Annotated in this window: 15 protein-coding genes and 1 tRNA gene; 12 read left to right on the top strand and 4 right to left on the bottom strand. The window is 69.0% G+C overall.

Translation table 11 applies throughout. The features are described 5' to 3' along the window. Positions 1-72: 72 nt before the first annotated feature. Positions 73-1,356, bottom strand: a complete 1,284-nt coding sequence (locus tag ACW14X_RS11710; RefSeq protein WP_350836649.1) for an aminotransferase class I/II-fold pyridoxal phosphate-dependent enzyme — start codon at positions 1,354-1,356, stop codon at positions 73-75. 128 nt (positions 1,357-1,484) lie between these two features. On the opposite strand from ACW14X_RS11710, the gene ACW14X_RS11705 reads away from it, so the two are divergent. From ACW14X_RS11705 to ACW14X_RS11690, 4 genes are all read left to right on the top strand, one after another. Further along, positions 1,485-1,557: transfer RNA gene (locus ACW14X_RS11705), tRNA-Trp, on the top strand. Between the two features lie 16 nt (positions 1,558-1,573). Next, positions 1,574-1,849 (top strand): preprotein translocase subunit SecE, encoded by a 276-nt coding sequence (secE, locus tag ACW14X_RS11700; RefSeq protein ID WP_160025598.1) that lies wholly within the window; start codon positions 1,574-1,576, stop codon positions 1,847-1,849. A 62-nt stretch (positions 1,850-1,911) separates the two neighbouring features. Next, a complete protein-coding gene (gene nusG, locus ACW14X_RS11695) occupies positions 1,912-2,718 on the top strand; it encodes a transcription termination/antitermination protein NusG (RefSeq protein ID WP_350713378.1) in 807 nt (268 codons plus the stop codon). Between the two features lie 237 nt (positions 2,719-2,955). Further along, complete coding sequence (locus tag ACW14X_RS11690) at positions 2,956-3,420, top strand: hypothetical protein (RefSeq protein WP_350836647.1); 465 nt, start codon at positions 2,956-2,958, stop codon at positions 3,418-3,420. 143 nt (positions 3,421-3,563) lie between these two features. Here the strand turns inward: ACW14X_RS11690 and ACW14X_RS11685 are convergent, their stop codons facing one another. Next, entirely contained in the window at positions 3,564-4,757 is a 1,194-nt protein-coding gene (locus tag ACW14X_RS11685; protein ID WP_350836645.1) for a lytic transglycosylase domain-containing protein, read from the bottom strand. A 212-nt stretch (positions 4,758-4,969) separates the two neighbouring features. Between ACW14X_RS11685 and rplK the strand changes: the two genes are divergently transcribed. From rplK to ACW14X_RS11655, 6 genes are all read left to right on the top strand, one after another. Further along, positions 4,970-5,398, top strand: a complete 429-nt coding sequence (gene rplK / locus ACW14X_RS11680; RefSeq protein ID WP_160025595.1) for a 50S ribosomal protein L11 — start codon at positions 4,970-4,972, stop codon at positions 5,396-5,398. Between the two features lie 61 nt (positions 5,399-5,459). After that, positions 5,460-6,176, top strand: a complete 717-nt coding sequence (gene rplA, locus ACW14X_RS11675) for a 50S ribosomal protein L1 (protein ID WP_350713375.1) — start codon at positions 5,460-5,462, stop codon at positions 6,174-6,176. A gap of 152 nt (positions 6,177-6,328) precedes the next feature. Beyond that, positions 6,329-7,885, top strand: a complete 1,557-nt coding sequence (locus tag ACW14X_RS11670) for a carboxylesterase/lipase family protein (protein ID WP_350836643.1) — start codon at positions 6,329-6,331, stop codon at positions 7,883-7,885. Between the two features lie 79 nt (positions 7,886-7,964). Continuing rightward, positions 7,965-8,756, top strand: a complete 792-nt coding sequence (locus ACW14X_RS11665; protein ID WP_350836641.1) for an ABC transporter substrate-binding protein — start codon at positions 7,965-7,967, stop codon at positions 8,754-8,756. Continuing rightward, complete coding sequence (locus tag ACW14X_RS11660; RefSeq protein WP_350836640.1) at positions 8,753-9,565, top strand: amino acid ABC transporter permease; 813 nt, start codon at positions 8,753-8,755, stop codon at positions 9,563-9,565. The genes ACW14X_RS11665 and ACW14X_RS11660 overlap by 4 nt, the downstream gene beginning before the upstream one ends. Further along, a complete protein-coding gene (locus ACW14X_RS11655) occupies positions 9,565-10,332 on the top strand; it encodes an amino acid ABC transporter ATP-binding protein (protein WP_457165702.1) in 768 nt (255 codons plus the stop codon). The genes ACW14X_RS11660 and ACW14X_RS11655 overlap by 1 nt, the downstream gene beginning before the upstream one ends. Positions 10,333-10,396: 64 nt before the next feature. On the opposite strand, the gene ACW14X_RS11650 is transcribed toward ACW14X_RS11655, so the two are convergent. Beyond that, positions 10,397-11,515, bottom strand: coding sequence for an MFS transporter (locus tag ACW14X_RS11650; protein WP_457165701.1), 1,119 nt, complete (start codon positions 11,513-11,515; stop codon positions 10,397-10,399). A 58-nt stretch (positions 11,516-11,573) separates the two neighbouring features. Here ACW14X_RS11650 and ACW14X_RS11645 point away from each other — a divergent pair, with 58 nt between their 5' ends. Continuing rightward, entirely contained in the window at positions 11,574-12,179 is a 606-nt protein-coding gene (locus ACW14X_RS11645; RefSeq protein WP_160025590.1) for a CGNR zinc finger domain-containing protein, read from the top strand. 57 nt (positions 12,180-12,236) lie between these two features. Beyond that, entirely contained in the window at positions 12,237-12,947 is a 711-nt protein-coding gene (locus ACW14X_RS11640; protein ID WP_457165700.1) for a maleylpyruvate isomerase family mycothiol-dependent enzyme, read from the top strand. Here the strand turns inward: ACW14X_RS11640 and ACW14X_RS11635 are convergent. Beyond that, entirely contained in the window at positions 12,924-14,153 is a 1,230-nt protein-coding gene (locus ACW14X_RS11635; RefSeq protein ID WP_457165699.1) for an MFS transporter, read from the bottom strand. The genes ACW14X_RS11640 and ACW14X_RS11635 overlap by 24 nt on opposite strands. Between the last annotated feature and the right edge of the window lie 30 nt (positions 14,154-14,183).

The raw sequence follows: 14,183 nt of genomic DNA, 5'->3' as shown, positions 1-14,183 counted from the left end.
CCTCCGTAGCGCAAGCGCCAGAATACGGACGCGGTCGCCTGATGACCTCATGGCTCGTTCGCTGACGCTCTCTCACGCGAGCAGCTTCTCCGCAGCGGCCAGCTTCACGCACACCGTGACGACCTCCATGGCCCCGCTGACCTGCTCCAACGGCGGGAAGGACGGCGCCAGCCGGATGTTGGTGTCCTCCGGGTCGTGCTTCCCGGGGAAGGCCGATCCTGCCGGGGTCAGCGCGACGCCGGCACCCTTGGCCAGCTCGATCACCCGGGTCGCGGTGCCCGGGAGCACGTCGAGGCTGACGAAGTAGCCGCCGGCGGGCTTGGTCCAGGTCGCCACGCCGAGCGCGCCGAGCTGGTCGGTGAGGGCATCCTCGACGGCCGCGAACCGCGGCGCGAGCAGGTCGCGGTGCTTGGCCATGTGCTCGCGTACGCCGGCGGCGGAGCCGAAGAACTCCGCGTGCCGCAGGTGGTTGACCTTGTCGGGGCCGATCGCACCGTGGCTGAGGTGGTCGAGCCACCAGGCGACGTTCTCCTTCGAGCCGCCGAAGAAGCCCACGCCGGCGCCGGCGTAGGTGACCTTGGAGGTCGAGGCGAAGACCAGCGGGCGGTGGGGGTTGCCGGCCGCGTTGGCCAGCGAGACGACGTCAGCGGTCTTGGTCTCGGCCGGGGTCAGGTGGTGCAGCGCGTAGGCGTTGTCCCAGAAGATCTTGAAGTCGGGGGCCGCGGTCGGCATCGAGGTGAGCCGCTCGGCGATCTCCTGCGAGGTGGTGTCGCCGGTCGGGTTGGCGTAGGTCGGGACCAGCCACATGCCCTTGATCGTGGGGTCGTCCTTGACCAGCGCGGCGACGGCGTCGGCGTCGGGGCCGTCGGCGTGCATCGGCACGGTCACCATCTCGATCCCGAACCACTCCAGGAGCGTGAAGTGGCGGTCGTAGCCCGGCACCGGGCAGACGAACCTGACCGTCTCCTCCTGGCCCCACGGCCGCTCGCTGTCGACGCCACCGTGAAGCCACAGGTACATCAGCGTGTCGCGCATCATCGTGAGGCTCGAGTTGCCGCCGGCGATGAGCTGGTCGGTGTCCAGGCCGAGGAGCTCGGCGTAGATCTCGCGGATCTCGATGCCGCCCGCCAGGCCGCCGTAGTTGCGCGTGTCGGTGCCGTCCGGGGCGGTCGTCGTCTTGGGGAGATGGAGCAGGCCGTCGGAGAGGTTGAGCTGGTCCGCGGAGGGCTTCCCCCGGGTCAGGTCCAGCTTCAGGCCCTTGGCCACCAAGTTGTCGTACGCCGTGCGCTGCTCCGTTGCGAACGCTTCGAGTTCCTCGCGCGAGAGCTCGGCGAGGGGACGGGGATCTGAGGTCATGCCCGCAATCCTATGGGTCATGAGGGCCCAGTTTGGAACGCGTTAACCCGAGTGCGTAGACTCACCGTTGGTGGTCTTCCCACATGGTTAGCCGCGCCCTCAACCGCGCGTCTGATGCAGGCCTCCGTAGGGCACTAGCTCAACTGGCAGAGCATCGGTCTCCAAAACCGAAGGTTGGGGGTTCAAGTCCCTCGTGCCCTGCAAAGCCGGACCAGCGATGGAAACGTTTTCGAGAGAAGGTGGCGGCGTGACGGACAGCAAGGCAGTCCCGACTCCGAACGACAAGAAGACGGAGAAGCGCACCAGTCTCCCGACGTTCTACCGCCAGGTCGTGGCCGAGCTCCGCAAGGTCGTCTGGCCGACGCAGCAGCAGCTCACGACGTACTTCATCGTGGTTCTGGTCTTCGTCCTGGTCATGATGGCGATCGTCGCGGGCCTTGACCTCGGGTTCGGCAAGTTGATGTTCTGGGTGTTCGGCGGCCGCGACGCGTGATCGCGTGGGCCCCGGCCCGCGGAACACACCCGATACACACAATCAACGGTTTGGAGCAGGACGTGTCTGAGCAGGACTACACCGAGGAGACCGAGGTCCTCGAGACGGCCGAGGCCGCCTCCGACGTGCCTGCAGAGGCTGAGTTCGACGAGGCCGACGAGTCCGCTGACGCTGTCGAGGCCGAGGATTCCTTCGACGAGATCGTCGAGGGCGAGGCCCCCGAGGCCGCTGACGACGACCCGCTCGAGGCGTTCCGCCGCGAGCTGTGGGCGAAGCCGGGCGACTGGTTCGTGATCCACACCTACTCCGGCATGGAGAACCGGGTGAAGTCCAACCTGGAGAACCGCATCGTCTCCCTCAACATGGAGGACTACATCCACGAGATCGTGGTCCCCACCGAGGAGGTCCCGGAGATCAAGAACGGCCAGCGCAAGATGGTCAAGCGCACCGTTCTCCCGGGTTACGTGCTGGTCCGGATGGACCTCACCGACGAGTCCTGGGCGGCCGTACGCCACACCCCGTCGGTCACCGGCTTCGTCGGCCACAGCCACCAGCCGGTGCCGCTGTCGATGACCGAGGTCGAGAACATGCTCGCCCCCGCCGTCGTCGCCCAGGCCGAGGCCGAGGCTGCCGCCGCCGGTGAGGCCGCGACCGCCTCCTCCGGTGCCACCGGCACCGCCAAGAAGCCCGTCGAGGTCGTCGACTTCGCCGAGGGCGACTCGGTCACCGTCGTCGACGGCCCCTTCGCCACCCTCCACGCGACCATCACCGAGCTCAACGCCGAGTCCCAGCGCGTCAAGGCGCTCGTCGAGATCTTCGGCCGCGAGACCCCCGTCGAGCTCTCGTTCAACCAGATCGAAAAGGTCTGAGCGAGCTCAGACACGAACGAATGCCCGGGCCGTGGCCCGGGCATTCGGCATTTGATGTCCGTCGGATGGCGCAGGAGTCGACCGCGCGGAACGTCAATTTTTGCCAATGCGGCGCGGGTGGATGCCGATTAGCATCCCCGTGGCCTGGGGCGCTGCCGGGCGGCGACTTCTCGGGGAGGCCCGCAGGCGGCGAACTGTCGCCGATCGATGCCGTCGCCAGATTGAAGGAGAGCCACGATGAACGTACCTATCAGGACTCGGATCGCGGTGTCGCTCGCCGCTGTCATCATGCCCCTCCTTGCCGCGTGCGGTGCCGGATCAGAGCCGGGCGCAGCCTCATGCCTCGAGGAGGAGGCGGCGGTCAAGACCGCAGAGGCGGCAGTCGTGCCGCTGCAGGCCGAGGTCAAGACCCTGGAAGCAGCGCTCACCAAGGCGTCCGCCGCAGCGGAGAAGGCGGGAGCGGAAGCGGACAAGGTCGGCGAAGCGGCTGACGCCGCGAGTATGGGCACCAGCGCTGAGGATGCTGCTGCGTTCGCCGACATCATGGCGAAGTCTGCGGAGGCCACCGCGAAGGCTGCCGACCTCACCGCCAAGGCGGCCAAGGCCGAAGAGGCTGTGGCGGCTGCGGAGGAGAAGCTCGACGAGGCCGAGGGTGCGGTGACGAAGGCCGAGGACGCGTTGGCTGTGTGCAAGGGAGACTGATCGCCGGCCGACCTGCGTCGGCCGGGGGTGGCCACTTCCGTTCATGTGTGTGGAAATTGCGGCCCCGACCTGCGGAGACGATGCGACAACCGTGCAGATGCAGGGACGTTGCAGGTGGGGCCGACGCTCGACCGACGGTCTGATCAGGGCAGCGTCTTGATCAACCACTCCACGTACCCGGAGATGTCGGTGACGACTCCCGGGACGGCGGCGTTGGCCTGGGTGACGGTCTTGCCGAGCAGCCGGATGCTGCAGGAGTCGACGGCGCGGTTGGTGTCCCAGCCGTCGGCGAGGTCGGGGAAGCGGGAGGAGAGCTCGGCGGCACAGATGCCGCGGCGCTCGGAGATCGAGGCCCAGCTGCCGTCGTCGGTCGGGGTGGGGCTGGGGCTCGGGGCCGTCGAAGGGGTCGGGCTCGGCTCATTCGAGGGCCGGGCGCCCGAGCTCGGCTTCGGGGTGACGGCGGGGGGCTTCTTCTTCCCGGGCTTCTTGTCGGCCTTCTTCGCCGCATTCTGTCCCGGGCGGCCGGGTTTCGGTTCGGCGTGCGCGGGCGCGGCGGCGAGCTCGATGTCGTCGCCGCCGTAGGGGCTGTCGGAGTAGCCCTTGGCGATCTTCAGAACGGTGGAGACGTACGCCTCGCTGCGGTTGTAGCGGGTGAGCGAGGCCCGCTTCCCCGCGTCGGTGGAGACGTCCTCGTCACCGGAGCAGAGGTAGACGGCGGCGGCGAGGGCGGCGTCGTCGATGTCCTGCGGGTCGCGTACGCCGTCGCCGTCTCCGTCGACGGCCACCAACGGCCAGGTCGAGGGGATGAACTGCATCGGGCCAACGGCCCGGTCGCCGCTGGTGAGCTTGTCGACGGCGCCGGCGTCGGTGTCGGGCGCGGGGCTGCCGGAGCCGGTGGTCAGCGTCGGGCCGTAGATGGCAGGAGAGGCCTTGCCCGAGTCGTCGAGACGGCTGCTCTTCAGGCGCCCGTGGTCGGACTCGACCATCCCGACGGCGGCGAGCAGCGTCCAGTCGAGGGCACAGGCCCGGTCGGCGGTGGTGACGACGGCGGCGGCACGCTGGTAGGCGGCCAATGCCGGCATCGGGATGTCGCTTCCCTGCGCCATCGCGACGGCGATCGTGCCGGTTCGGGCGCCCTTGCGAGCGCCTTGCGCGGGCGCGGGCTTGGTGACGCTCGCGGGCTGGTCGATCGCCGACGTCACCAGGGTCTCGCCGCCGGGCAGCGTCACGGGTTCGACCGGATCGAACCCGGTGCCGGTGGCGGCGGCGGTCCAGCCCGCCGAGAGCGCGGCGAGCGGCACGAGCGCGGCGAACATGGACAGACGTCGGTTGAACAATTCAGCTCCCTTTGTAAATCCCCGGGGGAGTATGCCAAGGGGAGTGGTGGCCGTCACTCAGGGGGTCCCACTGAGTGGGCCGCCTCCGCTGATTTCGTGAACCCGGACGGATCACGGACAATTGACCAGTTGCGAGAGCAACACAGCAGGTGGCAGAGGCCGCAACGTACAAGCGGCTTCGTCATGACCACGAGAAGGAAGAGATCTCAAGAATGCCTCCGAAGAAGAAGATCGCAGCGCTCGTCAAGGTGCAGCTGCAGGCCGGCTCCGCGACCCCGGCCCCGCCGGTCGGTACCGCGCTCGGTCCGCACGGCGTCAACATCATGGAGTTCTGCAAGGCGTACAACGCCCAGACCGAGTCCATGCGCGGCAACGTCGTCCCCGTCGAGATCACCATCTACGAGGACCGCTCGTTCACCTTCATCACCAAGACCCCGCCGGCCGCTGAGCTGATCAAGAAGGCCGCCGGTCTCAAGAAGGGCTCGTCCGTCCCGCACAAGGACAAGGTCGGCAAGCTGACCAAGGACCAGGTGCGCGAGATCGCGACCACCAAGCTGCCCGACCTCAACGCGGAGGACATCGACGCCGCGATGAAGATCGTCGAGGGCACCGCCCGTTCCATGGGCGTCACCACCGACTGACCGTGGGAGAGCCGCGCTGGCTCGCTAACCACATCTCCTCTTAACTACCGAAGGAATCACCATGCAGCGCAGCAAGACCTACCGCGCGGCGTCGGAGACGTTCGACAAGAACGAGCTGTACGCCCCGCTGGCCGCGATCAAGATCGCCAAGTCCTCCAGCAAGAAGAAGTTCGACGAGACCGTTGACGTCGTCATGCGTCTCGGTGTCGACCCCCGCAAGGCCGACCAGATGGTGCGCGGCACCGTCAGCCTGCCCCACGGCACCGGTAAGACGATGCGCGTCATCGTCTTCGCCGCTGCTCCGGACAAGGCCGAGGCCGCTCGCGAGGCCGGCGCGGACGTCGTCGGTGGCGACGACCTCATCGAGAAGGTCTCCGGTGGCTGGCTCGACTTCGACGCCGTCGTCGCGACCCCCGACATGATGGGCAAGGTCGGCCGCCTCGGCCGCGTGCTCGGCCCCCGTGGCCTCATGCCGAACCCGAAGACCGGCACCGTCACCCCGGACCCGGCCAAGGCCGTGACCGACATCAAGGGCGGCAAGATCGACTTCCGGGTCGACCGTCACGCCAACCTTCACTTCATCATCGGCAAGGCCTCCTTCTCCGAGGCCCAGCTCGCTGAGAACTACGCCGCTGCTCTCGAGGAGGTGCTTCGTCTGAAGCCGTCCTCCTCCAAGGGCCGCTACCTGAAGAAGGTCACCCTCTCGACCACCATGGGCCCCGGTGTCCAGGTCGACCCCAACCGCATCAAGAACGTCGCGGGTGAGGACGAGGCCTGAGCCTCGACCGACCACACGAGCGCCGCTGCCCGGTTTCGGGCAGCGGCGCTCGTCGCATTTGGGCGCTGCGTACGGCTTGTTTCGGTCCTTCCGTCACTGCCGGTGGACCGCACCGGGGCCCTAGGTTCGGACGGTCGACGAAAGGAACATCGGTGCTCAGACTTCGTGCTCTCGTCCCGGTCCTCGCCGTAGCCCTGGTCGCGACGGCGGGCGTCACCGCCGCCGCGGCCGACCCGCCCGAACCGGTGGTCCGGACCGACAAGGGAGTGGTCCGGGGCGTTGCCCACGACGGCTTCCGAACCTTCCAGGGGATCCCGTACGCCGCCCCGCCGGTCGGCCGGCTCCGCTGGCGCGCCCCTTCGCCGGCCGATTCGTGGACGGGTGTGCGGGATGCCACCGAACCGGGCAGCCAGTGCGCGCAGCTGGCTCCGGCGTACGGAGGTGCGACGACCTACGACGAGGACTGTCTGTTCCTCAACGTGTTCGCCCCGAATCGGCCGGCGAAGCGGAAGCTGCCGGTGATGGTGTGGTTCCACGGCGGCGGGAACACCACCGGCTCCAGCTCGGGCTATGACGCGAGCAAGCTCGCCGTCGAGGGTGATGTGGTGGTCGTGACGGTCAACTACCGCCTCGGCGCGATCGGCTGGCTGGCGCATCCCGAGCTGGACGGGGCGTACGAGTCCGGCAACTTCGGCTTGCTCGACCAGCAGGCTGCGCTGCGCTGGGTGCATCGCAACATCGCTGCCTTCGGTGGCAACCGGGGCAATGTGACGATCTTCGGTGAGTCGGCCGGGTCGATCGACACCTGCGCCCAGATCGCCTCGCCGGCCGCCGCCGGACTGTTCCACAAGGCGATCCCGCAGAGCGGGAGCTGTGCGGCCGGCGCCCGCAGCGACGCGGGCTCCGAGGCCGAGGGCCGGCGGCTCGCCGCCGCGGTGGGCTGCGGCGAGGCGGCTGATGGGGCTGCCTGCCTGCGGGCCACCCCCGTCAAGGAGCTGATCGAGGCCTTCGCTGCGGCCGGGCTCAACGCCGGACCAGTCGTCGGCGACCCGCGGGTGCTGCCACGGACCTATCCCGATGCCATCGACTCCGGACGGTTCAACCGGGTGCCGGTGATGCACGGCTCGACCCTGGACGAGATGCGGCTCTACGTCGGGCTCGAGTACCCGCAGCCGATCACGGAGGCGAAGTACGAGCAGATCGTACGCAGCAGCTACGGCCCCGCCGCCGATGCCGTCCTCGGGCTCTACCCGGCGAGCGCCTACGACGAGCCGCGGCACGCCCTGGCAGCGATCCGTACCGACTCGGCCGGGGCACTGTCCACCTGCGCTCATCAGGAGGCGTTCGCGAAGCTCGAGGCCGCCGGGGTGCCGGTCTTCGCCTATCAGTTCGCCGACCGGGGCGCACCGCCGCTGATCGACATGCCCGGCTACGAGGAGGGCGCCGAGCACGCCACCGAGCTGACGTTCCTGTTCCCGGGGCTCCTCGGCGAGCTCGACGAAGGACAACAGGAGCTGTCCGACACGATGGTCGGCTACTGGACCTCGTTCGCCCATCACGGTCGCCCGGTCGCACCCGGAGCGCCTCGTTGGCCGGCCTTCCGGGACTCCGGCGACGTACTCCAGCTGGCCCCTGGCGATGCTGGGGTTCGCCCGGTGGACACGGCCGCGGCGAGCCACTGTGAGTTCTGGGCCGCCGTTCTCGGTTGATGCACGATCTCATCACGATGGCCCGCGACCCCCAGGGGTAGCGGGCCATCGGTGTCCAAAGACACGTAGAGTGCCCCGCATGAATCTGCGGAAGCTCGCTGCTGCCCTGACCGTTCCCGTCCTCGGCCTGGCGCTCGCCGCCTGCGGTGGCGGCGACGAGGGTGGCACCTCCCCGTCAGGTGCGAAGCTGGTCAAGGCCGACACCCTGACCATCTGCACGCACCTTCCCTACAAGCCGTTCGAGTTCAACGAGGGCGGCGAGGTCGTCGGCTTCGACATCGACGTGCTCAAGATCGCGGCCGACGCCGAGAAGCTCGAGACCGAGGTCGTCAACATCGGCTGGGAGACCATCGTCTCCGGTGAGGCCCTCAACTCCGGCAAGTGTGACGTCGCCGCCGGCGCGATGACGATCAACGAGGAGCGCGAGAAGGTCATGGACTTCACCGAGCCCTACTTCGAGGCGACCCAGGCCCTGATGACCAAGAAGGGCGCGGGCTACACCGCCCTCGAGGACCTCGGTGGCAAGACCATCGCCGTCCAGGAGGCCACCACGGGCGCCGACTACGTCAAGGACAACGCCCCGAAGGACGCCAAGATCATCACCCTCGAGGACTCCGCGCTGATGATGCAGGCGGTCAAGTCCGGCAAGGCCGACGCCGGTGTCAACGACAACGGTCTGCTCTACGACTTCGTCAAGGACAACACCGACATGGAGATCACCAGCGAGTTTCAGACTGGTGAGGCGTACGGCTTCTCGGTGAAGAAGAACGGCAACGACAAGCTGCTCGACGTGCTCAACAAGGGCATCAACGACAAGGCCGCCTACGACGAGGTCTACAAGAAGTGGTTCGGGGAGGCTGCCGCGCAGTGACCAGCGCGGCAGTGGTTCCCAAGAAGCGGATGTCGCCGCGCAAGCGCGCGGCGCTCGCCCGCTACGTCCAGTACGCCATCCTGGTGCTGCTGGTCGTCGTCGTCGCGCTGATCGCCGACTGGGGTGAGATCCGGCGGGCGTTCCTCGACCTCGACATCGCCTCCCAGCTGTTCCCCGATGTCATCGTGATCGCGCTCAAGAACACGATCATCTACACCGCCTGCGGGTTCGCCTTCGGGCTGGCGCTCGGACTGGTGCTGGCGCTGATGCGGCTCTCGAGCGTCGGTCCGTACCGGTGGATCTCGACCGGCATCATCGAGCTCTTCCGCGGGCTGCCGGCGCTGGTCGTCTTCCTGGTACTCGGGCTCGGGCTCTCGTTGGCCTTCGGGGTCCAGCTGTCCAACCTCACCACCGTCACACTGGCGCTCGGTCTGGTCGGCGGCGCCTACATGGCCGAGACGATCCGAGCAGGCATCCAGGCGGTGCCGAAGGGTCAGTACGAAGCGGCACGCACGCTGGGTATGACCCACACTCGCGCGATGGTCACCATCGTGATCCCGCAGGCGTTCCGCATCATCCTGCCGCCGCTGACCAACGAGCTGATCCTGCTCACCAAGGACTCCTCGCTGGTCTACATCCTGGGGCTCACCCTGGACGAGTACGAGCTGACCGCCTTCGGTCGCGAGAACATGAACGCCAACGCCAACCTGACGCCGATGGTCACGATCGCGCTGTGCTACCTGCTGATCACGGTGCCGCTCTCGATCGTCGTACGCCGCATGGAAGCCAAGTCCGGGAAGGCCCGCTGATGACCCAGACCGAGACCACATCGGACGCCGGCCGCGGCACGGCCGTGATCGACGTACAGAATCTGCACAAGTACTTCGGCGACAACGAGGTGCTCAAGGGCATCGACTTCCACATCGGCCGGGGTGAGGTGGTCTGCGTGATCGGGCCCTCCGGCTCGGGGAAGTCGACCCTGCTGCGCTGCGTGAACCTGCTCGAGCAGCCGACCAGCGGCACGATCCTCGTCGAGGGTGACGAGATCACCGACCCGGACGCCGACGTGGACGCGCTGCGTGCGCGGATCGGGATGGTCTTCCAGCAGTTCAACCTGTTCCCGCACATGACCGTGCTGCGCAACCTGACCGTGGCGCAGGAGAAGGTCCTCAAGCGCGGCCGGGCCGAGGCCACCGAGATCGCCCGGGCCAACCTGGAGAAGGTCGGGCTCTCGGAGAAGGCCGACGCCTACCCGGCTCACCTCTCCGGTGGCCAGCAGCAGCGCGTGGCCATCGCCCGGGCGCTGTCGATGAACCCCGACATGATGCTCTTCGACGAGCCGACCTCCGCGCTGGACCCCGAGCTCGTCGGGGATGTTCTGGCGGTCATGAAGGACCTGGCTGCCGAGGGCATGACCATGATGGTGGTGACCCACGAGATGAGCTTCGCCCGCGAGGTCGCCGACAAGGTCGTCTTCATGGACGGCGGCGTGATCGTCGAAGAGGGCTTGCCGGCCGACGTCCTCGGCAACCCCCAGCACGAGCGCACCCAGGCCTTCTTGTCGCGCGTGCTCTGACGTTGGGATAGTCCGGGGAGTTCCCGTCGGTCTACTACCGGGTAACGGACGGAAACTCCCCGGACTACCTCGTCTCAGCGGCGTACGCCGCCGCCAGAGGTGTGATCGTGGCCAAGGCCAGGCACAGGCCGGCTCCTGCCAGCCAGGTCGTCGGTACGGCGTGCGACATCAGGCTGGTCGTCAGCATCGGACCGATCGTCTGCGCGATCCCCCAACAGGTGCCGTACGCCGCCAGATAGCCCGCCCGCGAGGCGTCGGTGGCGGCCAGGCCGGCCACGAGCGCGATCGGCGGGCCGAGGAGAAGCACCTCACCGAGGGCGACGATCGCAGAGCCGAGGGCGAGGAGCGGCAGCGGTGCTGCGTACGCGATCACGGCGAAGCCGATGGCCATCAGGACCAGTCCCGCGCGGATGAGCGTGAAGGGCCGGGCCGCGGCGCCACGGAGCAGGCGCTGGCCGGCGATCGTGACCAGTGCGGCGACCACGAGCAGCCAGCCGGTCGCCGCGGCGTCGTGCCCGCGGGCGGAGACGGTGAGGGGAAGAGCGATCGTGCTCAGGATCCATGCGGTGGCGAACCCGGTGCCGAGCGCGAGCATCGTCAGGAGCCGGCGATCACGCCACGGACTCGGCCAGGACCGCTGCCGGCGCACACCTTGAGCCGTCGTGTCCCGCACGAGTGCGAGGACGAGAACCGCGGCACACAGACAGGTGAGCGCGTCGGCGACGAAGAGCAGGCGCAGGTCGATACCGCCCACGAGGGCGGCCAGCGCTCCTGCCGCCACACCGGCGACCGCCATCGCAGCGCCATAGAGTCCGTACGCCTGCGGCCGCCGCTCGACCTCCACCGACTCCGCGATCAGCGCTTGGGAGGCGGGCTCGTAGATCTCGTACGCCAGCCCGAGCAGCGTCGCGCCGATCAGCGCGCCGGCGATCCCCGGAGACGCGGCGATGACCAGCTGGGCCACCGCGCAGGCGACGAGTCCCGCGACGATGGTCGGCCGACGGCCCACCGTGTCGGCCATCCAGCCGCCGAGGAGCCGCGACGGGATGGTGGCGACGCCGAAGGCCGTCACGACCGCACCGGCCGTGGCGAGGGAGGCCCCGTGCACTTCCACCAGGGCGACCGCCATGAAGGCCATGGCGAAGGAACCGAGCCGGTTCACCGCCCGGGCGATGACCAACACGACGAGGGATCGCGGCCACCGTGCACCTCGATGACTGGTCAATGGTTGAATGACGGCCATGGCTGAGACGGTAGGACCCGAGTTCGTGACTGGTCAAATACATTTCGACAGTCACGTACATACGGTGACCGAGCAGGCCTGCAAGCTCGTCAACGCGCTGACCCCGGGGCATGACGGCACCCGTCCGGTGCAGCCACCTCCCGGCGGCCGGCGGGCGCAGGTCGTCAGCGACCTGCTGGCCCGTTCCGACTACCAACCCAAGGTCGAGGAACCAGATGCCGACGGGATGGTCGCGCTCGCCGAGTCTCTGCGCGTCGTTTTCGAGGCAGCGGCCGATGGTGACCTCGACACCGCCGCCACCGCGGTCAACGCGCTCATGCGCGAGATGGGCTCGGTCCCACAGCTCGACCGGGCGCGCGGGGGAGGCTGGGCGCTGCACTTCCACGGCCGCGACCCCGGCCTCGTCATCGGCTGGGGCGCAGGGATCGCCGCCGGCCTCGCCCTGGCGATCGGCTCCGACCTGGCGGGCCGCCTCGGTGTCTGCCAGGCCGACCCGTGCGACCGCGTCTTCGTCGACACCTCCAAGAACGCCGGCCGCCGCTTCTGCTCCACCCGCTGCCAGAGCCGGGTGAAAGCGGCCGCCCACCGCGCCCGCCAGAAGTAGTCCGGCCAGAACGAGATACTGCTGAGAGCGGCCCTCGCGGTCGATAGGGTCTGCGTCGTGCCTACGCCTGATGACTACTTCGTGACTCTCGCTGAGCTACAGGCCGAGTTCGCCGCCGCGCTCAAGCAGGCCGACCCGGACGTGCCGGTTCCGTCCTGCGACGACTGGTCCATCGGCGACCTGGCCGATCACCTGTCAGGGGTGCACCACTGGGCGGCGGCGATGGCGCGCGACGAGGACGAGGAGCCGCTGCCGGTTCCGTTGGACCTGGTGGTTCACTACGAAGCCCAGGCGGCCGAGCTGCGCGAGACGCTCGCGGCGCTGGGGCCGGAGGCGACCGGCCGGATCCTCAACGGGCTGACCGAGGACGGCCGTGGGCCGGTCTCGTTCTGGTTCCGGCGTCAGGTGCACGAGACCCTGGTCCACCTCTGGGACATCCGGTCAGCGCTCGGGCTGGACGGACCCGAGGCGACGCCGCAGCTCTGGGCCGACACGGTCGACGAGGTGCTGACCGTGATGTATCCGCGTCAGATCGCCCTGAAGCGCACCCGAAAGGTCGTCACCCGCATCGAGCTGACCGCGATTGACATCGACCAGACCTGGGCGATCGGGGCGCCGAACGCCGTGCAGAAGGTGTCCGTCACCGGATCCGCTCGTGACCTGGCTCTGCTGCTCTGGGGTCGTACGTCGCCCCGGGCCGCCGAGCTGACCGTCACCGGTGACGAGGCCGCCCTGGCCGAAGCACTATCCCGCGCGCTCGTCCCGTAGCGGCGCCCCTAGCCGGGTCCCTAGCCGGGCACGGTCGGCATGGCCGGTCCAGTAGCCGACCCAGACCGCCCCGGCGAGCGAGAACAGCCCGAGCGCGACCGGAGCGGCGGCGATCGTGAAGACCGCGGCCAGCCCGGAAACCAGGAGCGGTCCACCGGTGCCGCCGAGGTCGCCGCACAGCCGCCAGCCGCCGAGGAACTGGGCGCGTCCGTCGGCCGGTGCGGCATCGGCGCCGAGCGTCATCACGATCCCCGAGCCGAGGCCGTTGCCGATGGCGATCAGCGCCATCACCGCGCCGAGGCTGAGCGCGTCGTGGGTGAGGGGGAGCAGCAGGCAGCCGAGGCCGACCGCGAGCACCACCGGGATCGCCACGACCTGACGCCCGCGGTGGTCGAGCAGCCAGCCGCCGGGGAGGGTGAGGGCGATGTCGACCAGGGCCGCCCCGGCGAAGAGCAGCGAGACCACCGAGGCCTCGAGGTGGATGTGGTCGGCCCAGAGCGGCAGCAGCCCGGTGCGTACGGACCGCGAGATCCCGATGATGACCACCGCCACCCCGAGCGTGGCGAAGGTCCGGCGGTGGGTCCACAGCACGCTGCGTACGCTCAGATGCCCCTGCTCGCGCGAGCGGGTTCGACCGAGCTCGGGCATCCAGCCACCGATCGCCGCCGAGCACAGCGACATCGCGGCCGCGAACAGGAAGACCACGGGGAGCCCGAAGGCGTGGATGAGCCCGGCGCCGAGCAGCGGTCCGACGAAGACCCCGAGCCGGAACGACCCGCCCAGCAGCGACATCGCCCGCGCCCGGTGGGAGAGCGGGGTGGCGTCGATGAGGAAGCCCTGTCGCGCGATCAGGAACGCCGTCCAGCTCATCCCGCTCACGAACACGGCGATGGCGAGCACGGCGACCGAGCTGCTGAGGAACGCCACCGTCATCGCGACCGCGTCGAGGGCCCCGGCGCCCATCAGCGTGCGCCGCTCGCCGATCCGCGCCACCAGCGACCCGGCGGGCAACGAGGTGGCCAGCGACCCGATCCCGAGCAGCGCGACCACGAACGCGGCGGTCGACGCGTCCGCCCCCAGGTCGGAGGCCCGAAGCGCCAGCACCGGCATCACCGCACCATGCCCCATGGAGCTGACGATCGATGGCGCGTACGCCACCAGCGCGATGTCTCGGAACCGGAACTCCGTCGTCGTCTCCGTCGTCACACCTTTACTCTGCCCGATTCATTACCAAGG

Source organism: Nocardioides sp. YJ-D4 (assembly GCF_054031495.1).
The sequence above is the reverse complement of the archived record's forward strand: the minus strand, read 5'-3'. Positions and strand labels throughout refer to the sequence as shown.